21 protein-coding genes are annotated in these 23,444 nt (G+C 30.9%); all 21 read right to left on the bottom strand.

Annotation, left to right across the window (positions count from 1 at the left end; translation table 11 throughout):
• Positions 1-269 precede the first annotated feature (269 nt).
• The 21 genes from C8E03_RS22910 to C8E03_RS01070 all read right to left on the bottom strand — a co-directional run bounded on the left by C8E03_RS22910 (position 270) and on the right by C8E03_RS01070 (position 23,059).
• On the bottom strand, positions 270-458 hold the full coding sequence (locus C8E03_RS22910) for a hypothetical protein (protein WP_408609906.1): 189 nt from the start codon (positions 456-458) through the stop codon (positions 270-272).
• Between the two features lie 202 nt (positions 459-660).
• Entirely contained in the window at positions 661-1,455 is a 795-nt protein-coding gene (locus C8E03_RS01165; protein WP_110290052.1) for a hypothetical protein, read from the bottom strand.
• Positions 1,452-1,706, bottom strand: a complete 255-nt coding sequence (locus C8E03_RS01160; protein ID WP_110290051.1) for a hypothetical protein — start codon at positions 1,704-1,706, stop codon at positions 1,452-1,454. Before C8E03_RS01160 ends, C8E03_RS01165 begins: the two co-directional genes overlap by 4 nt.
• Before the next feature lie 146 nt (positions 1,707-1,852).
• Positions 1,853-2,905: a hypothetical protein gene (locus C8E03_RS01155; RefSeq protein ID WP_146212293.1), complete on the bottom strand. Its 1,053-nt coding sequence runs from the start codon at positions 2,903-2,905 to the stop codon at positions 1,853-1,855.
• Positions 2,906-3,026: 121 nt separating this feature from the next.
• Positions 3,027-3,755, bottom strand: a complete 729-nt coding sequence (locus C8E03_RS01150) for a nitroreductase family protein (RefSeq protein ID WP_110290049.1) — start codon at positions 3,753-3,755, stop codon at positions 3,027-3,029.
• 135 nt (positions 3,756-3,890) lie between these two features.
• Complete coding sequence (locus C8E03_RS01145; protein ID WP_110290048.1) at positions 3,891-5,204, bottom strand: B12-binding domain-containing radical SAM protein; 1,314 nt, start codon at positions 5,202-5,204, stop codon at positions 3,891-3,893.
• A gap of 170 nt (positions 5,205-5,374) precedes the next feature.
• Entirely contained in the window at positions 5,375-6,688 is a 1,314-nt protein-coding gene (locus C8E03_RS01140; RefSeq protein WP_170122854.1) for a coproporphyrinogen-III oxidase family protein, read from the bottom strand.
• Positions 6,689-6,693: 5 nt separating this feature from the next.
• A complete protein-coding gene (locus C8E03_RS01135) occupies positions 6,694-7,866 on the bottom strand; it encodes a thiolase family protein (RefSeq protein ID WP_170122853.1) in 1,173 nt (390 codons plus the stop codon).
• A gap of 170 nt (positions 7,867-8,036) precedes the next feature.
• Positions 8,037-8,936: an NHL repeat-containing protein gene (locus C8E03_RS01130; RefSeq protein ID WP_110290045.1), complete on the bottom strand. Its 900-nt coding sequence runs from the start codon at positions 8,934-8,936 to the stop codon at positions 8,037-8,039.
• Positions 8,923-9,828 (bottom strand): SDR family NAD(P)-dependent oxidoreductase, encoded by a 906-nt coding sequence (locus C8E03_RS01125; protein WP_110290044.1) that lies wholly within the window; start codon positions 9,826-9,828, stop codon positions 8,923-8,925. The genes C8E03_RS01130 and C8E03_RS01125 overlap by 14 nt, the downstream gene beginning before the upstream one ends.
• A gap of 18 nt (positions 9,829-9,846) precedes the next feature.
• Positions 9,847-10,101 carry an acyl carrier protein gene (locus C8E03_RS01120; RefSeq protein ID WP_110290043.1) on the bottom strand — a complete coding sequence of 85 codons (255 nt, stop codon included), beginning with the start codon at positions 10,099-10,101 and terminating at the stop codon, positions 9,847-9,849.
• 2 nt (positions 10,102-10,103) lie between these two features.
• Positions 10,104-11,636, bottom strand: a complete 1,533-nt coding sequence (locus C8E03_RS01115; protein ID WP_110290042.1) for an NHL domain-containing protein — start codon at positions 11,634-11,636, stop codon at positions 10,104-10,106.
• The gene (locus tag C8E03_RS01110) at positions 11,593-12,996 is read right to left on the bottom strand and encodes a B12-binding domain-containing radical SAM protein (RefSeq protein WP_110290041.1); all 1,404 of its coding nucleotides are present in this window, start codon (positions 12,994-12,996) and stop codon (positions 11,593-11,595) included. The genes C8E03_RS01115 and C8E03_RS01110 overlap by 44 nt, the downstream gene beginning before the upstream one ends.
• Positions 12,997-13,005: 9 nt before the next feature.
• Positions 13,006-13,593: a hypothetical protein gene (locus C8E03_RS01105; RefSeq protein ID WP_110290040.1), complete on the bottom strand. Its 588-nt coding sequence runs from the start codon at positions 13,591-13,593 to the stop codon at positions 13,006-13,008.
• On the bottom strand, positions 13,577-14,893 hold the full coding sequence (locus C8E03_RS01100; RefSeq protein ID WP_110290039.1) for a B12-binding domain-containing radical SAM protein: 1,317 nt from the start codon (positions 14,891-14,893) through the stop codon (positions 13,577-13,579). Before C8E03_RS01100 ends, C8E03_RS01105 begins: the two co-directional genes overlap by 17 nt.
• Entirely contained in the window at positions 14,856-17,306 is a 2,451-nt protein-coding gene (locus C8E03_RS01095) for a PEP/pyruvate-binding domain-containing protein (RefSeq protein WP_110290038.1), read from the bottom strand. Before C8E03_RS01095 ends, C8E03_RS01100 begins: the two co-directional genes overlap by 38 nt.
• On the bottom strand, positions 17,307-17,984 hold the full coding sequence (locus C8E03_RS01090; RefSeq protein ID WP_110290037.1) for an HAD family hydrolase: 678 nt from the start codon (positions 17,982-17,984) through the stop codon (positions 17,307-17,309).
• Between the two features lie 16 nt (positions 17,985-18,000).
• Positions 18,001-18,822: a DNA-formamidopyrimidine glycosylase family protein gene (locus C8E03_RS01085; RefSeq protein WP_110290036.1), complete on the bottom strand. Its 822-nt coding sequence runs from the start codon at positions 18,820-18,822 to the stop codon at positions 18,001-18,003.
• 23 nt (positions 18,823-18,845) lie between these two features.
• Complete coding sequence (locus tag C8E03_RS01080) at positions 18,846-19,457, bottom strand: uracil-DNA glycosylase family protein (protein WP_207657774.1); 612 nt, start codon at positions 19,455-19,457, stop codon at positions 18,846-18,848.
• Between the two features lie 20 nt (positions 19,458-19,477).
• A complete protein-coding gene (locus C8E03_RS01075; RefSeq protein WP_110290035.1) occupies positions 19,478-21,265 on the bottom strand; it encodes an ABC transporter ATP-binding protein in 1,788 nt (595 codons plus the stop codon).
• A gap of 21 nt (positions 21,266-21,286) precedes the next feature.
• Positions 21,287-23,059 (bottom strand): ABC transporter ATP-binding protein, encoded by a 1,773-nt coding sequence (locus C8E03_RS01070; RefSeq protein WP_110290034.1) that lies wholly within the window; start codon positions 23,057-23,059, stop codon positions 21,287-21,289.
• Between the last annotated feature and the right edge of the window lie 385 nt (positions 23,060-23,444).

The following is a 23,444-nucleotide window of genomic DNA, read 5'->3' as shown; positions in this document are numbered from 1 at the left end:
AAAATTGTTTCTATTATCTTATACAGAGTTACTTATGTTATTTAATTCACTTATATTAATTTTTATTTACGAAAGCCATATACTCTTTTTCCTTGACTTATTCCTTATTCACATTTGTCAATACTTTCTCTAATACGTCTTGCTAAAATTGATGGCTTCTTCATTGAGAAGACAAAAATAGCACCCAAGCTATTAAAGCTCGAATGCTATTCCTAAATTATATTCAAGGTCTTCTTTATAATCTTTGTCTTCTTTTTTAATTATCTTTCTTAATCTTCGTCTGAATTTTTATCAGTTAATTCTTTGTTTTTTTTCTTATACTTATAATAGAAGTAAGTTGATAAAGCATTTAATGGCATAATTGCTGCAACTATTAAAAACAACACTTCGCCTTTCGTAAAATAAAGGACAATCCAAATAACAAAACAAATAAATTGTAATATAAAAGAAAAATACATCATTGACATTTTCCTCGCTTTCTAATTAGCTAATATGAAATGAGTATTTCGGGTGTACAGTTTTCTTTGCTCTTTCAATACTATTTCTGAATTTTATAACATGATTTTGATAATGAACTTATTTCATTCTATTCATACGATATGTATTATCAATGAAGCTGACCGGCCAATCCCCTTATTCTCTTTTATTGTTAAGATACCATCATTCCATACTTTTAACAATTCTTTCTAATACTTTTTTTTCCAAAGCAATTATGATTTTTAATTCCTTTATATAATCATTTAATAATTGATATTGATTGGATAGTATGCTTTTTAAAGCAATATGTTTAAATTTATCAAAAAATTTGACTACGCTTTCGTATTCTGTAAGTGTTTTTTCTTCAATATCGTAACCTCTTTCCTTTAAATAGTGTATTCGTTTTAACATTAAATTCTTATGCTCACAAAGACCACATACTCCTTGAAACAGAAAGCGATTGGAATATTTACCTTGTAAGCAGGCAAATAGAGTTTCATATACATTAACACCCCAATCATTGTCCTTTAATATTTCATATGATAATAAATTTTTTTTACTTGAATTGATTCCATTTAAATACTCATAAAGATATTGTTGAATATACACAATTGTGTTTGAATCCGTATAATTATAATCAATTACGTCTTGTTTGACTTTTCTTAATTGGATTAAATACGAATCAAATCCTTTTTCATCGAGCGACTTAATCAATTCCTCTGATTCAAATGATCTAATTAAATTCTTAAAATCAACATCTATAATTCTGTAATTCATTTTAGTGTCAAAGTTTAACATTTTCATCTTGCATTTTACAATGTCATATCCAAAATAAAATCCCTGATGGTTATGAAAAATTTTACTTTGATACCCTGCTGTGTCAGGAAGCATTCTTTCATCCGAATTAATCGTTACATAATATCCATTATTAATCCATTCGATTACTTTGTCAATAATATCTCTATTACTTATTTTCATAATATTCCAGATATTATATGGCTTTCCATAATATTATCTAACGGATATTCACCATATTTTTCACCTGATCCAATTCTTGGATACATATCAAATAAATATTTATTCATCTTTGACTTATTTAATTGTATATAATTAGATAATACAAAATTCCAATTTTTATTTTCTGCTAATAACATTGCCAGAACTATGGAATGATGCATAAAATACTTTACGGGAGGGTCATAGCATAAGCTTAATGTTTTTTCTTCCATATCATTACTCCTCTTTAATTTAAAACTGGTAAGAAATGTGCGTATAAAACAATAGATTTTGTGATAAATAAGCAAAAAATTAATATAAATACAGATAAACCGAAAATAAATTTATTACACACTTATGAGTTATTATTTATTAAACGCTAAATCATCTTATCATATACCTGTTTAAAAAGTTTTGATTCTTCCTGACTAATTTGTAATATATAATTCAATAATTTAGATAACGTTTGCTCTTTTGGGATAATATTGTGCTTTAAAACAATGAGTCTTGCTTTATCGCAACTATGAATTAATTCATTTGTCTGAATGATTTCCTGTTCACTAATTGGATATTTCAACTCCTCTTTTAAATAAAGAAGTCTATCTGACATCAACTTCTTATGTTCATATAGAACATGAAAAATTCTATAATCAATTTTGTGTGTCCAATTGGTAAAATTGCTAATGTATTCTGTTATGCAATCATACACGCATATTCCGTAAACATTTTGAGGTTGCATATAAAGATCGTAATTTGGGTCATCTGTTACAAAATTGTCAATTGTTCTAATGTTATTTAGATAATCATAGAAAATACTCTTCATATTTTCCGGCTCTATTACATATTTTTTTTCTCTGCTAAAGTTTGGCGCTATTCCAAGGAGATAATTTTTTCCTCCATATTGGTCGTATTCCTTTGATAACAGGATTCCACTTTCAAAGGCTAAACGAAATACACTATATAGTATTGTATATGTAGTATAATTACCTTTCTTATCAAACCCAATCACATGCAGTAACTGCTTTATCTTGTCATAACCATAAATAGAGATGTCATGACAGTAATGCTCTTTTCCTTCAGAAATGGAATAATACTCATCTATATAGGTATAAAGGTAAAATCCGTCACTGATCTTATTTTCTATAAAACAAATTATATCTGTAGTACTTAAAAATTTCCTGTCATATTGTTTGCAATTCAACAATTTTCTTGGCTCTGTCCACCCTCCAAAAAAATCCAAAAAAACTTCGTTCTCATTCGTATTTCTTACTTTCTTCCCACTGGAAAAAAATAATTGAATGTAATTTTCATAAATCCAAGGCAACATATTTGGATAGGCAAGAATCAAGTTTAAAAAATAAGCATCGCTTGAATAGCAATTAATTTTTCTTTGTACGACCACATTCAGTATTTTTTTATTATTATCGTTCATAAGATTCCCCTTCTGTATTCGATACTTCTTTTTTTTATATTCTTCCATATTTCAATCTTCATAAAAATGCACAAACAAAACGTTCCCTTTGGACTTCAATGGCTCTTTGGCGATGAACCAATCATAATTTTTTATTAGCAAAATAAATAATCAATCTCTCTAATAGTTTATTTATCATTTTATGTTGATTGTAACCACTACTAAAATTTAATTGTATGCTTTGCAGTACAAATAATACCTTAGGATACTTAAATGCATCAAGACATTCTTTGTCATTTAATTTGTTTTTGGATAAAACACATTTCACAGAGTATTTTCTAACTCTACTTAGCGCTTGATTCACATCTCCATTGTAATGCTTAACTGTATGCTCAGAAATATAGTCTTTGGGATAACCCATTGCAATGTACCCGATAATATCATAACAGCGAGGAATATCCATGATTTTTTTTAAATAACTGGGTTTAGGCAATTTACATACCCAGCATGTACCTATTCCCATCTCATATGCAGTTAATAACATATTTTGAATAGCTGCTGACGCACTTTGAATATGATCCTTATAAATCAGGCAATTTTTTGATACATCATTACGATATAATACTAATATTCCTGTAGGCGCATTCATAATTAAGTTTTTTCCATATTGGATTCCTCCACCATTGTTATTACATATTTTTTCTTTTAGATCAATATCATCAATTTCAATAAATTTCCATGCTTGTCTGTTTGATGCTGACGGTGCATATGTAGCCATCTGAATCATGAATTCCAATTTTTCTTTTTCTATTTTCTTATCTTCAAAAGAACGTATCGATTTACGGCCAAGTATAGCCTCATATAATTCCATAACAACTCCTTTCCTTATTTCTTCTTTCCGTTAGTGCTCTTGAATTTCAACTGGATGACATGTCTTGTAAGAAACTGAATTGAAGCTTTCTCTTTTCCAAAATAGAATATGATCCATTATCACCAAAAGATTATATTACACATTTTGATTCCTCATAAGATTTGTATAAATTCTCTTAAAGTGGTTCAAACGCTTCATTCTGTTTTCAATCGAATAAACGGATGTCAGCACATATTCAAAACCATTTTCTAGTTCCTTAACTGACATTTTCTTCGGTCTTACAACAACATTCCATAAGGTATAATCACCCCAATACTTTGTTAAAATTCTATCCTCTTCTTCCAAACGCTCGTAAAGCTTAGAACCTGGAAAGGGTGTAGGTACAGAAATCATAGCTCCATATAAATTATTATCTAATGCAAAATCTACAACCTTTTGAAAAATTGAGCGTTCATCACTATCTAAACCAACTATGAAAGTTCCCCAAACACCCACACCATAAGATTGTATTTTGGCAATATACTCCTCATAATGCTTATATTTTTTATATTTCCACCTTTCAAGGTGTTTTAAAGAATTTGGCTCTATGCTCTCAAAGCCAATAACTAATTTACTGCATCCTGATTTATGTAACAATTTTAATATTTCTTCATGCTCTGCAACACCAATGTCTGTATGGCTCATCCAACGAATTTTCCTTTTGCATAGCTCTGTTAACAATTTCTTGGAAAATCGTTCATTTACAAGCATATTATCATCAGTAAAATATATTTGTATGTTTGGTTTTAAGCTAGTTACCAAATCAACCTCTTCTAATATTCTTTCAACACTCTTATGCCTATACTTTGGTCCATAAACCTTTGTAGATGCACAAAACTCACAATTATGTGGACATCCTCTGGAAATTTGAATTGGAATAGTTTTATAAGCATCTAATTTTAGTAAATCAAATCTTGGTACAGGTACTTTCTCCATATCAATTTCGTCTACATTTTGATAGATTTTCTTAGGACTCTGTCTCTTAAAATCTTCCATAAATTCTATCCATGTCACTTCACCTTCTCCAATAAAAACGGTATCAAAATATTTTATTGTCTCATCTGGAGAATTTGTTGGATGCATACCACCTGCACACGTATAGACACCCATTTCTTTATATTTCTTAGCCAGCTCAAATGCTCTAGAAGCCTGCTGTGTCATAAATGACATTGCTACTAAGTCATATGATTCATTAAAGTCGATTGTTTCAACTTCTTCATCAATAAATTTTATCTCTGTAAAATAATCTTGTACAATAGCTGCAATAGTTAACAATGGAGAATTTGGACAACTCATTAATTCTTCAAGTGTTTCCATACCAACTAATTTACTATAAATTTGTTTCGTTCGCCTTTGATTATCATCTGACCCCATGCAGACACCTTTTGGTGATATTAATCCAAGCTTCATACTCTCTCCTCCAATTTGTAAATAGCACTACAGTTCCTTCCTACCTAAAAAAATACCTAAATACTATCCCCTCTTTCCTATTTCTGACTTACAAATAATGTTGTACAACTCCAGTAATAAATACATTATTTATGTTTATCTTCTGTTATGCCTATAACTCAAGTATATTATTATATCTTCTGATTTCCAATTACCATTTTTTTATATAAGCGCGATTTACCCTCTAATATCGATTTCATAAATTTGACTGCAATATCCTCTTGCATATACATTCCCGGTTTCGTAAACTTTATCAGATTCTTCTCCCTATATGCCAATTGCTGATCAATTATTTCCTGCAAAGTCTCTTTATACATCTGCTCATATAGTTCGTTATATTCATCCTCCAGATATTTTGTATCAATTACCTGAGTACGTGACTGCAAGATAATATCTCGTTCCAATTTTTGTAATACCGTTACTTTTTCACTTATAGAATCTAAAGGAACTTTAAATTTTTGTAAATAATTTATATAGGTGTCTACATTGCATACATTTTGATATGTCCGTCCATTTAGGTAGCCATATGCTGACGCACCAAAGGAAAGTCTGTCTAATTGTGGATTGAAATTATCTTTCCAAAATACAGATTCTTTACCATATTTGCTGTATTCTGGTATAACAGTATTATAGAATCCCAATTTTTGTAATGTATCATCGGCCACATTAAACATTGCATATAACATACTCTCATCCGGCTGTACCCAATCAAATTGCTGCATCCTAGAAAATAGCTTTGTGCCTCGGATTACGCATAGTTGATATAACGAAATATGCGATATATTTAAGTCAGATGCTATCTCAATGTCCTGAATAATCTCTTCTTTTTCCTGACACGGTTCTCCATACATTACATCAATAGCCATAACTGGAAATTCATACTGTCCCATCATATTGATGAAATTTAATAAATCCTTTTGTTTTAAAGGTAACCCTAACGTTTCCCTTGTCTTCTCGCTAAATGTCTGAATACCTACACTAATTCGCTTTACCCTAGAATATTTAAACTGTTCTATCTTTTTTTCTGTTGCATTCAGCACATTTACTTCGACTGATATTTCTACATCTGATACAAGATTCAAACATTCCTTGCACACTGATAAAATTCTGTCAAATTGATTTACCGACAACATGCTCGGAGTTCCACCACCAAAATATATGGCTTTAATCGAAAGAGAACGCACATATGATTTTCGACTATACTCTTGAATCTCTCTAATTAATGCATTTGTATATTTTTCTATCTTGTCATTATTAACTACCTGTTCATGGCAGTAAATACAAAAGTCACATATCTCAGCACAGAATGGAATGTGTATATAAACTACAGCCTCTTTTTGTTCATTGCTATCTTGTTCCAATTCCTCTTCTAGCTTCTTTACATCTACTTTTTTATTGCAATATGGATAATTACTAATAGATACCTTGTATTCTCTTCTATACATACTCGTCACCGCCATAAATTCCTTAATAATACGGAATATCCCATACCTCCCCCTGCACACATTGATGCTATTCCATATTCTATATTTTTACGTATCATATTATATAATAATGTTGTGCATATACGTAATCCTGTGCTTCCAAGCGGATGACCGATTGCTAATCCCCCACCACTGATGTTTACTTTATCAATATCCCATTTCAGATATCTTTCACATAACAGCATTTGTGCAGCATATGCTTCATTACATTCTATTAAGCCAATATCCCCTAATTCCATAGAATAATGTGTTAGTAACTTATTAATCGCAACTGCTGCTACTTCACCGATATTCTTTGGATGTCTTCCTATTACTTCCATTCCTATTATTTCTGCTAATGGTTTATATCCTAAAATCATTGACTTTTCTTCTGACATAATTAACATTCCGGCTGCTCCGTCTGTAACAGAAGCTGCATTAAGCTTGCTGATATTACCATCTGCAAATAGAAATGGCTTTTCTTTCTTATACTCTTCCATTGTTGTTTCTGCATGAATATTTTCATCATAGGCAAGCGAGATTGTTCCATCCTCCAATGATACTGGAACAATTTCCCTATCGAAGTACCCTTTTTGCCAAGCCATGCTCGCAAGCTGGTTACTTCTTGCAGCATAATCATCCTGCATCTTTCTGGTAATACCACGTTCAATTGCCATCCATTCTACTGCAACACCTATGTTGTCTACAATTGAATCCATATAGCTTTTATCGCTTGTCAACGGCATTCCATATTTAATAGCTCTTCTTGCCTCTCTAATCAACTGCTTCATTACATGTGGACTTTTGCTCATATTCTCAACTCCGCCTACCATAATCTGTTCCTGATATCCTAACTGAATTCTATATAAAGCAATTGATAATGCTTCAAGAGAAGATGCACACGTACGGTTAATTGTTGCCGCTGGAGTTGCTATATCAAATCCTGCTTCAATTAGAGATTTCTTTGCCAGATTATCCGACTCATTTGGAAAACAGCAGCCTACGAGCACATCTTCCAATCCATCCTTTTTAATGTTTGTACGTTTTTGTATAGCCCGAAACACTTCGGACATCAATTGTACTTCTGTCGCATTTGCCAGTTTTCCATTTGTTTTACCAACGGGAGTTCTACCAGCATCTACAATTACAACTTTATTCATCTTAATTCCCTCCTTGGTCACACTGTAAACATAATTTAAAAACATCTTTAAAATAATTCATATGTATACATACGTTTACTCGAATTAGTCCTTTAATTCAACTCTAAATTTACTTAATCATACTGTTATGTAACTGCGATAGATAGATAAACACCTTTCAAGTAAAACACTCACTCCAACACCATCTCGTAAACCAGCCCTTTGATTGAGTCAACCAAATATATTGTGCCGAATGTCGGCGATACAATTGTGCCTGCATATGTAAGACGTGTATATAAGGAAAATTGACTTAAATATTTTGACCAATTTGTAGAATCAAGCATGAAAAGTAATTGTTCTCCATCACCAGTTATCCCCCATACTCTTCGTGGTTCACAGATAAACAAGTTCCCAGAACTATCGACAGTTAGAGCAATCGGTCTTGATAACATATATTTATTAAGCGGTAATTCTTTGACATGCTTTGTATCTAAATCCATTTTTATTATTTTGCTGCTGTCTGTATCTGTCAAATATAAAGCATCCTTATGGTAGAATAGTCCATAGCATCGCTTAATTGTCTGAAAGCTGCCTGATAGCTCCTCATACCTTGTTAATCCAAAATGAATCAGCTCTTCTACTTGTCCATCTTCATCTATCATACAGATTCGATTGTTTAAAAAATCATTTACATATATATTTTTTTTATTATCCCCTGTAATTCCACCCAGCATTTGGTATTTTTCTCTATGGTTCATTCTCACATATGAAATATCCTTCCATAACTTTTCCTTATCATTCCAAAATAGTATCTTGTCTTCTGCTACATCCGTTATAACCAGCCCATATTCTTCACGCCATGAAATTCCCAATGGTTTTTTCAAACAGGTTACCTTCCCATTTACGACAGCCTTATTTGAAAGAGTGTTTAGAACACCATTCTTTATATCATAACTGTGAACAACTCCATTATGTAAATCAGATAAATACAGCTTATTATCTTTTGCATTATGACATATACCCGATGGAAAGTTGAATTTCTCATTCATTCCAGCAACAATCTTAATACTTTTCCATTTACGATTTATCATACTTTTTTTGCTTTATGGCATCCTTAAAAATTCTTTTCGTCATCTGCATTAAACTTTTTATCGGTTTACCTGATGAACTATGATTAATACTTTCTATTTGTTCTTCAAAATGACCCTGCTCAAGATTAATTGTTTTTCCATCGTTTTGATATATATCAATTAGTGAATAAACACCATTAGATGCTAAGTATATATTTCCGCCTCTCTTTGCCGCATCGGAACATAAAATCAAAACAATATCTGCTACTTTTTCACAAGTAAACTCATCATAAAATGAACTCTGTAAAATTTCTTTTGTTAAATCAGTCTTCGCAAGAGGTGAAATAGCGTTACATATAACATTGTATTGAGCCATTTCTGCATCAATAGACTTAGTTAATCCCCATATTGCCATTTTACTTGCTGCATAAGAACTGCAGTTCACAGCTCCAAACATTCCCATTGATGACGTAACTAAAACAATCCTTCCATAGTTATTCTTAATCATTTCAGGACATATGTTTTGTAATAGATAAAATGTACCATTTAAATGGACATCCATAACGTCTTTCCAGTCTTCTTGTTTATGATCTAAAAATTGCTTGGGTACAATATTTCCTGCATTATGTATAAGAATATCAATTCTTTTATACTTTTTAATAATCTGCTTTGTTATCTCACTTACCGATGTGCTGTCTGCTATAGATTCTGTACAAGCTTCTGCTATGCCTCCCATCTCATTTATTTCTTCTGCGACTTTTTCTGCTTCAAATTCTCCATTATTATTTTGCAAAATGTCATTCACAATAATAGTTGCCCCGGCTCTTGCAAGAAGTTTTGCATATGAATAACCCAATCCCCTAGCTGCACCAGTAATTAGAGCTACCCTATTAGTTAAAATATCATTTCTCATACTTTTAGACTCCTAATTCTATTCTAAATATTCTGCAACTAAACTAGCAAAATTATCTACATTCCGGATTTTATCCATATTTAAATCACCATCATCAATTTCAATATCATAAGTCTCTTCAATCTCAACTAATATTGCTAATGCTAAAATAGAATCAATCCCTAATAATAATAATGGTGTATCATATGAAAATTCTTTTATTTTTTCAGAATTAGTCATTTTAGATGCAATAATATTTTTGATTCCCTCTTTAATTTCTTCCATACCTCTCATGATTATTTCTCTCCTTCATAATTTAATAAACAAATTCTGTTATTGGCTTCATCTACCACATAAAGTTTATTGTCTGCACCTAAACATACTGCATTTGGGTTAGCGAACCGAAAGGTATATGCTTGCTTTACACTTCCAATTCCCCATGATCCATCTCCTGCTAGTGTATAGATTTTGTTAGATTTTCTTTCTAATATTCGAATACAATGATTACCTGATTCAGCAATGATTATATTCTTCTTTCTATCAACACAGACAGCTACAGGTCTCGTTAGCTTTGCTTTTAGTGCATCATCACCATCTCCTTCATATCCTTGTATTCCACAACCAGCAACTGTGCATATCATATGAGTTTGAATGTCAATCATACGAATACAATGATTATGATAATCAGCCAGAAAAATTTCACCGGCCTCTCTGTCTATTCCCATACCATATATTTCACCAAAAGTTGCATTGCATGCATCAGTTCCATCTCCAGCATATCCATATTGACCCGTTCCGGCATATGTAGTAATAACACCATCCAAGCCTACTTTTCTAATTAAATTATTTGCTATATCATTGATATATATATTGTCTTCCTTATCAATAACAATTCCGCCTGGCTTATTTAACTTTGCCTCAATAGCAGGTATTCCATCACCCTCAAAGCCAGGAACACCATTACCTGCTAAAACTGTCATCCTCATAGAATTCATATCTACCTTCCACACAACATCATTTCCAGTATCGGTAATATATAAAAGCGTTCCCTTAACTGTTATACCAGTTGGCTTATTTAAACAAGCCTTATTTACACTATCTTTCGTAAGGTGATTTGAAAATTTTCCATTCCCAACGATACTATATACATGTATTCCATCAAATTTCACAATACTATGATTGTTTTGATCGGCAATATATATGTTTCCACGGCTATCAGCCGCAATACTTTGAGGTTCATCCAGCAAAGCAGCTTCGAGTGTTTTCTTATCGTTACAAAAACCCTTTATTCCACTTTTTCCAAACAAAATTGATAGTTCTAATTTTTTGTTAAAATACACTATATTATTATTTCTTACTGTCTTCTCTGGAAAGCATACAACACAGTTTCTCCTTAAAGCTTTTGCTTGGTTTAATGCTACAAGTGCCTTTTGTCTGGCAAATTTAATACCTCCTTCTTCTTTTTTGCACACAGAAATCCCTGCACTAAATGATAATCTTGCAAACCGATAATTATAATCAACATTCATTAAGAAATGCTGCTTGCGGAAATTATTCTTCAATAACTGTATATAATCTTGTATTTTCTTAAGATTACAGTTCTCATAAAACTCAAACATATATTCATCACCATCTGATTGATATACAAAAGCATCTTTCGTCTTATTTTTAAGAAAAAATTGGTTGATTTCATTAATGATTTTCTCAACTGCTTTCTTATCAAAGCGTTTGCAGTAACGTATAAAAAAATCTAAATCAATTATCACAACAAATTTAGGCAGCTCATTACAATTTGTACTGTTTCCCTCTAGTAGTTTCCAGTGCATCATTCTTTTTTCCCTCGTAGAAATTCTTTAAATTCTCATCTATATCTTTTGTTCCAAAGAATGTGATATATCTCATCATCTTTCTCCTAAGTTTTTTTGATATCCACGGTGTATTACACTTATCATATGTATAGTGAGACCACTCCTCTAATTCTTGTGGAAATTTCATCCCATATTTTTTTGCAACCTCATACATTTTTGTGCCACAATACGGTGTAAAAATAAAAAGTAAAATTTCACTTCTATCATAAATTTTTATAATCTGCTCAATTAGTGATACAGTACAGTTGAAATCCTTTTCCGAATTCCAGGGAAATCCAACCATAAAAGACAAGGATGGCATAATATTATATTTCTTACACTTTTCAATTACTGCAATTACATGCTTATTCTTATGCTTTTTATCTATTTTTTCCAAAACTTCTTCATCACCAGACTCAATTCCTATAATAACCCTATAAAACCCACTTGAAATCATCAGGTTCATAAATTCATCTGAAAACTCAAGAAACTGAAGCACATTACATGTTCCATCCCAACGGATACTAAAGTTTTCTGCCTGCAGTAATTCACAAAACCTTCTTACTCTTTTTGTATCAATAAAAAAGTTATTGTCAAAAAAATGTATTGCATCTACGTTATAATGCTCATATAAATATTTAACATCTACAGTCACCTGTTCTGCCGGCAGCCCACTCCAGTGATGACAATAGAGCGAGCCGATTGAACAATAAAGACAGTTCCAAGGACATCCCCGACTTGATTCATAACCTATAACCCTTTCGTTGTTCCATACCTTATTGACATATTGATTCATATCCAATAAACTATAACTATTTATTATACTTTTAAAACTTGTTATCGGTTCTATAGGCTTTCTAATTGTTTTCTGTATATTTTTATCTTTGTCCTTATAAACTAAATTTGGTATCTGACTAATATCGCGGTTGTTTTGTAAACACTTTATAAGTTCGGGAAATATTCTTTCCCCTTGACCTATAATTATGATATCTACCATATCATTTACAACCGTGGTATCTGGCATTAAGCTTGGATGCCAGCCTCCCCAGACGACATGCATATTAGGATATCTTTTCTTTAGTCTTTTTGCTAATTGTATCCCATCTGTAATCTGATAACTTGTAATGGCACTAATACCAGTTATCAGAATATCATCAGATATCCACTCATCAATTTCTACCTTTGTTTCTTCATAAAACCTGCCATCAACTATCTTTACATCAAATTCGGCTCGGTCTATCTGTGCCGCTATTGCCATTACAGATAGTGGTGCACCAATGTACAAATCACTTGTGTCTTCACTTCCACTAATTCTTGGATAATAAAGCAATACCTTATACATATGTTTCTCCTATTTTTCATTACATTTTATTAAACAACATAGCTGATTTACTATGATTTCCCTATTAATTTCCATATTATCTAATAACGACTGTATATGAATCCCATCAGATAGCACAACCATAAGCCATGCTAGCGAATTATCATCTCTGCTATTACCTTCATTGAAGTATAACTCGTTAAAAAAGGAAACATAATAATTATATATTTCTAATAAGCTTTTCTTTAACCATGCTGTATCAACAGATTGATTATACTTCCGTATTTTTGCCCAAATATCAATATACAATGATAGAGATTGTCCATATTCCTCCGTTCCAAATGCAAATTCTTTTACCACATAACACAGCTTCTCATTTGGATCATTAATAGATTCTGCATGTGAACGTATTTTATTTACCCATAGAAATGCAGCATATTCCATTGCTGACATTTTAAGCTTTAGGTCTGATGGGAATGTCTTTCTTATAAAAGTCTCATCTAATTTAGTCCAGTTTGAAAGTTTAGTAATAGTAACTTCTTCAAACCCATCTTTAACCATTAATGATATTGCCATTTTCAAAATATGTTTTTCCCTATTACTAAACTCTTGCTTCATTTCTATAATAATCCTTAATTCTTTTCTTTATTAATTGTGTCCTTCTTATTACATTTTCCTTTGAATAGAAATTACTATATACCCATGCAACTCCTTTTGATAATTCATCAGAAGTCAGATTATTTGGCTTGTATACAGTATCCCAAAATGTATAACGGCTCCAGTCATAGTCAATAATACGGTTTTGTTCTTTCATGTCATCATACAGTTTGGTTCCAGGCAATGGCGTTAAAATTGTAAAGCTACCAGAATATATACCGTTATCTAAAGCGAAATCTAATGTCTTCTTGAAAGTTTCATTAGTATCATTATCCCCACCAAACATAAAGGATGCCCATATATTTAATCCTGCCTTATGAATTTTTTCAATTGAATCTGTATAAGCCTCTAACTGTTTTGCCTTCCATTGTTTACGATCCAAGAATTTTAGTCCACTTTCTGAAACATTTTCAAACCCTATAAACATCCAATGACACCCCGCTTTATGAATCAGCTTAAGTAGCTCTGTATCATTTGCAACCGATATATCCGTTTGTGTTCCCCATTTAATATTCATTGTAGAAATTTTTTCTAAAAGTTCAAATGAAAAATCTCGATTAATAAACATGTTGTCATCTGCAAAAAATATAAAAGCATCTTTATCAACTTTTTTTATTGCTTTAATTTCATTTACAATTTGTTCAATTGTTTTATGTCTATATGTAGATCCATACATAATCGGCAAGGTACAATAATCACATGAACGTGGACAGCCTCTTGTTGTCTGAATACTGTAAGAAGTATATAACCTCTTATCTACTAAGTCATACCTTGGAACTGGAGATGTCTTTAAATCTATATAACCTTTACTCTCATATATCTCTCTACAGGTTCCGGTATCATAGTCACTTATAAATTCTTTCCAAAGCGCTTCTCCTTCCCCAACCATAACACTATCGGCATGCTGCTTTGCCTCCTTGGGTAATAAAGTTGCATGTATTCCTCCAATAACAACATAAATACCCTGTTCCCTAAATCGATCCGCTATTTCATATGTTCTGTTAATTTGTTGAGTCATACCTGTTAACGCAACAATATCATAAAACTGACTAAAGTCTATTTCCTGACCATGGTCTTCATCAATAAACTGAATGTCATAATTTTCAGGTAATATACCTGCAATAGTAAGCAGACTTAAATTCGGTGTTTCCCACATACCATAGAAATTATAAACAGTATCATTAACCTGTAAAAATTCTTGTAAATAGTTATTTTTTCCATACCTAGAACCTTTTGATACAATTAATGCTATTTTCCTCATAATTTACTCCCTGCTTATTTTTATTCCTTGTAATTCTCCCTGATGTTGCATCTAATACAATTACTTCCCCATCTTGAAAAACATCTGTTGCTAAACCATTAAATACAACTACCGGTATTCCATACTCTCTAGCCATAACCGATCCATGTGAAAGAATATTTCCATAATTCATCAACATGCCCCCCACATTTCGAAGAATCGGCGTCCATGAAGGATGAAATGTTGGTACAATTATGATGTCATTATTCTGTACTTTACACAAATCATTACAAGACCTTACGATTTTCACTCTGCCTTCTACATAGCCTGAACATATTACCGTTCCCTTGTACCTATTAGAATAACTTTCTTTTTGAATTTTAATATGCTTACCCTCCCGAATATAATATGGAGGTGTCATATAAAAATTCCTCTTCAATGCATTCTTCCTTCTTCTTATCAGTTGCTTCGAAACATTAAATGCCCCATCCTTTAAATATTCATTCACTTCACTGATTTGAAGATGAAAAACATCTTCTTTTTCTTTGATGTAATCATCTTGAATCAATAAATTTGCAACTTTTAAAAATATTTTTCGCATTAGAAGCCAGCTTTTGTCAAAATAATACCTTTGATCTTCACGTAAAGTCATATAACATGCAGTAAGATTTATCACCCTTTTTAATTCCTCTTGTTTTTCACTGCTTAGATCCTTATATCCCTCGGTTTCATTAAGCATAGTGTCTAATGATTTTACTGTGTTTTTATTAACAGATTGCTGATCCTTTACAAGCTGGCGTATGATTTCTATTACATTGGATGGATCCTCACTCCAGTGAGGATACATTAAATCATCACTAGATATACCTCTATGCCCATGATTACTTAGAAAGCTGTTAAACTTATTTGAAAGCTCTTTATCAGCCTCCACCCTTTTTAGCACCTCAATGCTATCTTCTATATCAATATATTTTAGTAAATTTGTATTCTGAGCAATCCAGGCTGCTAATTCTGCTAGTTCATGATTTGATTTCTCAGTCATATTTACTCTATTTGCACCCTGAATCAATAAACTTGCTCTACTTTTGGGATTATCAGTAAAATTAAGCATATTTATTAATTGATCATAACAAATATTTGCCATTCCAAGCATCCTATAATGTTCAATTCCAATAAAGCTACAGAAATTATTAAGAACAAGTTCTAGTAGACTTCCTATTTCACTTCTTGATATACATTTATCTAAATTATCTGCATATTTCTTGAGTCTCTCATGATATAATGGGAGCTTTTCGTACCATTGTTCATGTCCGCTTTTTACATAGAACTTCTTTTTCATTTCTTCTCCAAAACCAGCCATACTAAAATATTGGTGTTGATAATTAATGTTCCAGTATACTCTGTTATAGTAAATTAACAGCGGTTTTTCTTGAAAACTGTTTCCTATTTTATCTGACTCAAAGTCCAAGTACACTAATTCCTGCCAATGCTCTAATAAAGATAAGTATAGAATTGAAGCTGGAAGGGCATACCTATCTAGCAGACAACAATTGTTCGCGCTGTCTTTCAATGTTGCATATGGAATTTCACTTTCTTCACTTAACGTAGTAATTTTTCTCAATTGAAGAAATACGATTTCATCATTCTCAATCGTCCATTCCAAATCACATGGTGCTTTTACCAATTCTTCAATCTGTAAAGCCATTTTACATAACTTGTTACGCAAGTTCTCACTAAACACACGCTTAATGTTTGGTTTTACATTATGAGCCTCTTTTACTTCAAAATGATTGTATTCATCGCAGACTTTTTCAATACTATATGTAGATGCCTGCGTAATATTTGAAACAACATTCTCATTTAGTCCTTCTGCTACTTCAATTATCATTTCTTCCTTATTACATACAGGATTTATCGTAAATATAACACCAGAAACATTTCCCTTAGCCATTCTTTGAATAACGATTCCCATACCAGTGGAATTAATATTAAAATCTTTTCGATACTGTATGGCTTCTTTTTGGAAGAATGAATTCCATACTTTAATAACCGCACTTTTAAATTGCTCATATGTATCTACATCTAATATACTTTTGTATATTCCTGCTGCTGACGCTTTATCGGTATCTTCCCCAATAGCAGAAGAGCGCACAGTAATCTTACATGAATATGTATTCTTTATCTCTATCCATGTATCATACAATACGCTATTTATATGACTATTCAAAATATAACATTTTGTTTCATCGAATTTTTCAAATTTTAAATACAATCCGTTATCTACGCTGTACTCTTGAAATAATGAAATGGAAAAAGCATAACCATCTGGAACGCAATATCCCCACTCTATTAATTGATGCAGATTTTTTGCTTTCTCCCCATAATTGCCGTTTAAAACTTGCTTGTTTTTTAAATTAACCACTTCTTTATCCATTTACATTAACTCCCCTATTAAATCTTTTAAATCACTAAGTGTTGTTATAGGCGGAATAATTTCTTCTTTCAATTCCTCTAAATTTCTATTTATCCATATTGTATGTATTCCGGCTCTCCCCCCGGCAAAGATATCATCTACCTGCGAATCCCCTATATGTATAATTTCTTGTTTTTTACATTTTAATAATTGACAGGCATATTCAAATATTTCTGCATCCGGCTTATTACAGCCTACATCCTCAGATGATATAACAAAATCAAATTGAAAACCCTGTTTTTGTATTGACTCCCATAAAATATCATTGTCCGCATTTGTTAAAAGACCAACCTTATACTTCGTTTTAAGCTTTTCTATTGTCCATTTACTATCTTTATATGCCTTCGTATCTGTAAATAATTGAAAAAGAAATAGTTCAAACTCCCCTAACTTATTAACAAGAGCATATTTCACTGTTACTCTTTCTAACGCATCTGCAAGAAGTCTCTTACCTAATATATATTTTCTGGTAGCATAGAGCCTTGCATACTCACGCATAAATTTCTTAAAGATTATTTGATATCCTTGCTCAGTGTCAGAATACGTTCTTCTTATCCATTGCTCAATCTTCTTAAATGGTTTTTCTAGCTCTACAAGTGTCATGAAATAGTCAAAACTAATATATTTATACTCTTTCATTATTTTCCTCCATATATCAGAAAAGCACTTGACATTCCTGGCAAATATAAGAGGATGTACTTCCTGTTTTTACTTTTTGAATCGTACTATTACATTTTGGACATTTACTGTTTTCCTTATACGCAATTTTAAATTCTTTCTCATCATAATTTCCAAACTTACCATAAAAGTCTTTTTCATAATGAAGACCTTTCATACTCTTTATATATTTCATTTGTTCCTTGATTTGCATGTATAGCTGTTGGTATACTTCTTTGGGGATTTGATTACATTGTGTATCCGGATGTATCCTGCTTTCATATAGAATATCATGGATATAAGCATTCCCTATACCACTGACTACTCTCTGATCTAAAATAGCATTCTTTATTCTAGCCTTTCTTTTATACAATCTTTCGTAAAAGTAGTTAAAAGTAAACTCCAAATGATCTGGTAATAACCCGATTTTCTGATACTTCTTTGTTTGACCTAGCTCCTCATCACTTAGTAGGTGAAAATGTCCAAACCACCAAAAACGACATGTAAAACCTATGTTTTTGTCTAACATTAAATTGCATTGATAATTATCCGATGGTAATTTCTCTGTATCGTAATATAAAATGTCAGCTCCCATACCCAAACCAAGCATTATATTATATTCACTGTCTAAATGTAACCGAAGATATTTTCCCCAATTACTTACATAACAAATTTTCCTGTTACATACTTTTTCTCGAAAATCAGATACCTCTACATTCAGACACTTTTCCTGTCTTATATCAATATCTATTATAAGCCGTCCCACCAATTTATCTTGCATCTGGCTGGATAATTGACTTAGTTCAGGATATTCTGCCATGTTATTCCCTCCACTCTTTCTTACTATAGTAACTTTAAAATTCTTAGTCCCTTTTGTACATCTTCAACAATCATATTCATTTTATTTTTTTCAAGAAGAAGATTAGGCCCTGTCATAATATAAGAAGGGATAACTTGTATATCCTTATAAAAAAAATCATTTTGCCTGATCTTATACGTAGCTATAGAAGGAATTACATTTTTTTTCGTATTGCGCTTTGAAATAATGTTCATAGATTTTTTTGCTACATCACCCATTAGCATAATTACTTTCAAATCTCGAAACAACTTAAGCTCTTCTTCTAATAAAAAAGAATATTTTTTTACCATTTCACTAGGAATAATAGCTTCCTCCTTTGACCATTTTACAGCACTTGTTATATAAATACCCATATTTAAAATATCATCTACCCTGCTCACCTCTTCGCCTGCTTTATTGAAAATACTTACTGCTGACGCTGCATATTCTGCATTATTAGCTGAACTATAGAAATAATGATTTATATTATTTGGCATACTCTCATTTATCATTATCATTTTGATTTCATCTACATTCACATTAATATTTGAATGCATAAACTTTGGATGTTCCGGCAAATTATCTACTACTTCATCTAAATATTTATCAATAATCATTTTATTTCCTCCCCTAAACATTACGATACTGTTGTTTCATAATATTGTGCTTGAGTGGTAAATAGCTTACAATATCGCTTACCAAGTTTCATTAATTCATCGTGTGTTCCATATTCAACCACTCTTCCATTTTCAATATACGCAATCTTATCACAAAATTTTGAACTTGCTAACCTATGTGATATAAATATAGCAGTTTTATCACTTGCTATCTTTCCTAAACTCTTATACATTTTATATTCCTCAAACGGATCAAGCATGGAAGTTGGTTCATCCAATATAAGCATTCTCGGATTACGATAGTATGCCCGGATTAATGCAATCTTTTGCTGCATTCCACCAGACAGTTCAATTCCATTTACGTCATAGTCTCTAAGCATATAGGTATCAAGCCCATCTTTTAAAACCGCAACCTTTTCATAAAAATCAACTTTACGAATTGATTTCCATACTTCTTTTTCCTTTTCTTCATCAATAATTCCGTTATCTTCTTCACTCATATCTGACATTAAAATGTTATCTCTGATGCTAAAGGAGTAAATTTTAAAATCTTGAAAAACAGCTGAGAATCTCTTTCTATATTCCTCTAATTTATATTTTCTTATATCTACACCATTTAAGAGAATAGTTCCTTCTTCTAGTTTATATAATCGAAGAATCAGCTTAATTAATGTTGTCTTTCCCGCACCATTTAAGCCCACTATAGACAATTTTTTCCCATAATTGATTTGAAGCGAGAAATTCTTTAAAATATATTCATTTGTATTAGGATATTGAAAAGATATATCCTTAATCTCTAACGTAAAGGTGTCCATATTCTCAGGCATGTCTAAAGTTCCTTCTTCCACATCCTCCTCTCGTAGAAAATTATCATAGTTGTTTATAAACTTCGAATTTTTTAAAGCTGTTTGAAAACTCTTAGCTAATTTTGTCAAGCTATCCGATAACATGTTAACAGCTGTAATATACTGTATAAATTCGCCTATAGAAATTAAATTTAATGCTACTCTATATCCTAAATATAAATATACGATTAATACTTGTACATTTTGGCCAAAAGTATCTCCTATACTAGCCTTTGTTGAAGCCCTATAGTTCTCCTTTATTAGTCTTTCGTTGTCTTCAACAAAAAATCTTATTTTATCAGACAACCAAGTACTCAAATTATAGAGCCTTATCTCTTTACTATTATCTTTATCTCTACAAATATAATTTAAATAATCCCATTTTCTATTTAGAACTACGAAATTTCCCTGTAATCGTTCTTCTACCTTTATTTTTTGGTAGTTCAAAAAGGAGCTGAATAAAACAGTTGCAATTACAAGAAAGACTAATACTAAACTTAAGTGAAAGAGAAGGTAGCAAACATAACCAATTGTAAAGAGACAGGATATTTGAATATTAATATTTTCAACTAAATCAATTATGTTGTCAGCACCAACTTTAGCTCTTTCTTTTTCATCTAACAAACTAGATGTTTCAATCTTTTGATATTCCAAATCCATAAATTTTTTTTTTAATTTTTCATCAAAATGCTTCTTTACATACTCTTTCAGATTATCTACAGTATATGTAATAATTATTTTTATAGCAGCAGTTAGTACATTAAATATTAAAAACAAAATTGCCGTCTCAACTGCTTTATTAAAATCACCAATTATTACATAATCTACTATTTTTCTAGGAAATATAATTACATATATTCCCAATAATGATGTTAAAACACTATTTATTATATTTAAAAAAACATATAGCTTAATATCCTTTAAAATTACATAAGTTCGCATATTCCTTACAAATGTTGTCACTTTTTCAATCCTTCCGTAAGTTTAAGTGTAATATTGTGCTTGTATTAAGTACATATTATAGTACTCTTTTCTACTCTCCATTAATTCCTGATGTGTTCCATACTCGCATATTTCTCCATCCTTAAATACAACTATCTTATCGCAAAACTTTGTACTTGCCATTCTATGCGAAATATAAATTCCAGTCTTCTCATAAAGCATTTCGTTAAACTGCTGATAAGTCCTAAATTCTGCAATTGCATCAAGCGCACTTGTTGGTTCATCCATTATGACTATGCTTCCATCTCTATAAATAGCTCTTGCAATTACTATTTTCTGACATTCACCTCCAGATAATTTAATACCTGTATCTTCAAAATTCTTGTTCACATAGGTATCTAAGCCAAAGTTTGTTTTTTCAATCATAGTTTTTAAATCTACTTTATCCAATATTGTATTTAACCAGCAATCGCTTGATTCAATATTATCTGAAAAAACAATATTATCCTTTATCGTAAATGAAAATAAGCGGTAATCCTGAAATACTATTCCTATCAAATTATAATATTTTTCAAGTGGTATATCTTTAATATTTATATTTCCTAAATAAATATCGCCTTCTATTGGCTCATATAGTCTAATTAGTAATTTTATAAATGTCGACTTTCCTGCTCCATTATTTCCTATAACAGCTAATTTCGTTCTGTACGGTATCTTTATTGATACATTTTTTAAAACATATTCATCCTTTGTTGGATATTTAAAGCTTACATTTCGAAATTCAATGGTATAATCATTAAAGTTACATAAATCATCGCTTAATCTAGCAGTTTCACGTAAGTCACAATTCATTTCCATAAACGTTCGTATATCCCCTATTCTTAATCCCAACTTATTTATATTAATTATGCTTTCTGTAATATTATTTACCGAAGACTTAAACGTCTCCAAAGTAGATATATACATAGAAAAGTTACCTATCTTTATTCCTTTTGCAAAACTTTTCATTATAATATATATATATATTCCACCTTGTTGCAAATAATTTGCCATTTCAATGCAAAACTTGAATCCAGTAGTTTTCTGATTTGCTATTCTTTTCTCCTTTATTATACTTTCTTTATTTCTAGAGTAACGCTTCAGTAATATATCTCTCAAGGAATACAGCCTTATCTCCATTCCATATTCAAAATTATACATAATCTTTTCATAGTAAGCATGTTTTCGATTTTGATTAACTAACTTTTTGTCCAAATCATATGAAATCTTTAGTATCTTGTTTTGTAAGAATGTATTCAATACAACAACCAACAATATTGCAATTGCTACAAACCAATTTAGCGTAAGTAAGATTACCAAGGTTCCAATAACCTGTATTACATTTACCATACATTTTTTCACTGTATCCATGAAGAAACCAGCACCCTGTTCTAACGCCTGATTTGCCATGTAATATTTTTTAAATGTTTCAGGTGACTCCAAATCCTTTAAATCTATCTGCATGTATTTCTTTAATATTTCTCCTGTCAATTGAAAAAGAAAACAAGCTTGATAAACAATATCAAATTCAAATAATATATAAGTAAGAAAGCTTAATACAAACTTTGTCAAGCACATCAACAAAACTGTCATTAGTACATTTTCCCATATATCCTTAGCCACTAGCTGGTTAATTATTTTTGCTGGAAAAAAAATTACAATAAATGGATTAAGTGCCTCTACCAATATAATTAATGGAAATATATATAATTTTTTAGGCTGAAACTCGTACATCATCTTAAAAATAAATTTAAGATTAATTAATAGTCTTTTCATATAATCCCCTCTTAAATCAAAATATTAAAATAGTATATTTCCAAATCACACAATGAGGCGTGGATGATATATATGTTCCCTATTTTAGTTCCTTTAGATTCCCACTAATATAAATCTACCATAATTAATGTAGTCTTTTACGTTAAATAAACAATTCTCTATGTTATCATCTTAATATTTTTATTATTCAACCTTATTATTTCTATTTCATATTGATTTTAAATTAAATAAAAATAATAAAATTATCTGGTATTTATTTATTTTAATTCAATGTATCATATTATTAATTATTTATCAATATTATATTTATTTTTCTATTTATTTTTATTTAATACAACAAACAATACAGTAAACTAATGGTATTTTAAGATTTTTTAATTACAAA

It is taken from the genome of Lachnotalea glycerini, from assembly GCF_003201285.1.
In the GTDB taxonomy this organism is placed as follows: Bacteria; Bacillota; Clostridia; order Lachnospirales; family Lachnospiraceae; genus Lachnotalea; species Lachnotalea glycerini.
The sequence above is the reverse complement of the archived record's forward strand: the minus strand, read 5'-3'. Positions and strand labels throughout refer to the sequence as shown.

Coding starts and splice junctions, on each gene's coding strand:
- C8E03_RS01120 (WP_110290043.1), bottom strand. CDS start 10,101: ATGAGAGGTATGGAAGAAATTAAAGAGGGAATCAAAAATATTATTGCA.
- C8E03_RS01070 (WP_110290034.1), bottom strand. CDS start 23,059: ATGAAAAGACTATTAATTAATCTTAAATTTATTTTTAAGATGATGTAC.
- C8E03_RS01105 (WP_110290040.1), bottom strand. CDS start 13,593: ATGAAGCAAGAGTTTAGTAATAGGGAAAAACATATTTTGAAAATGGCA.
- C8E03_RS01090 (WP_110290037.1), bottom strand. CDS start 17,984: ATGAAAGAGTATAAATATATTAGTTTTGACTATTTCATGACACTTGTA.
- C8E03_RS01145 (WP_110290048.1), bottom strand. CDS start 5,204: ATGAAGCTTGGATTAATATCACCAAAAGGTGTCTGCATGGGGTCAGAT.
- C8E03_RS01150 (WP_110290049.1), bottom strand. CDS start 3,755: ATGGAATTATATGAGGCTATACTTGGCCGTAAATCGATACGTTCTTTT.
- C8E03_RS01110 (WP_110290041.1), bottom strand. CDS start 12,996: ATGTATAAGGTATTGCTTTATTATCCAAGAATTAGTGGAAGTGAAGAC.
- C8E03_RS01085 (WP_110290036.1), bottom strand. CDS start 18,822: ATGGCAGAATATCCTGAACTAAGTCAATTATCCAGCCAGATGCAAGAT.
- C8E03_RS01095 (WP_110290038.1), bottom strand. CDS start 17,306: ATGGATAAAGAAGTGGTTAATTTAAAAAACAAGCAAGTTTTAAACGGC.
- C8E03_RS01080 (WP_207657774.1), bottom strand. CDS start 19,457: ATGATTATTGATAAATATTTAGATGAAGTAGTAGATAATTTGCCGGAA.
- C8E03_RS01100 (WP_110290039.1), bottom strand. CDS start 14,893: ATGAGGAAAATAGCATTAATTGTATCAAAAGGTTCTAGGTATGGAAAA.
- C8E03_RS01140 (WP_170122854.1), bottom strand. CDS start 6,688: ATGTATAGAAGAGAATACAAGGTATCTATTAGTAATTATCCATATTGC.
- C8E03_RS01130 (WP_110290045.1), bottom strand. CDS start 8,936: ATGATAAATCGTAAATGGAAAAGTATTAAGATTGTTGCTGGAATGAAT.
- C8E03_RS01155 (WP_146212293.1), bottom strand. CDS start 2,905: ATGAACGATAATAATAAAAAAATACTGAATGTGGTCGTACAAAGAAAA.
- C8E03_RS01125 (WP_110290044.1), bottom strand. CDS start 9,828: ATGAGAAATGATATTTTAACTAATAGGGTAGCTCTAATTACTGGTGCA.
- C8E03_RS22910 (WP_408609906.1), bottom strand. CDS start 458: ATGTATTTTTCTTTTATATTACAATTTATTTGTTTTGTTATTTGGATT.
- C8E03_RS01135 (WP_170122853.1), bottom strand. CDS start 7,866: ATGAATAAAGTTGTAATTGTAGATGCTGGTAGAACTCCCGTTGGTAAA.
- C8E03_RS01160 (WP_110290051.1), bottom strand. CDS start 1,706: ATGGAAGAAAAAACATTAAGCTTATGCTATGACCCTCCCGTAAAGTAT.
- C8E03_RS01115 (WP_110290042.1), bottom strand. CDS start 11,636: ATGATGCACTGGAAACTACTAGAGGGAAACAGTACAAATTGTAATGAG.
- C8E03_RS01165 (WP_110290052.1), bottom strand. CDS start 1,455: ATGAAAATAAGTAATAGAGATATTATTGACAAAGTAATCGAATGGATT.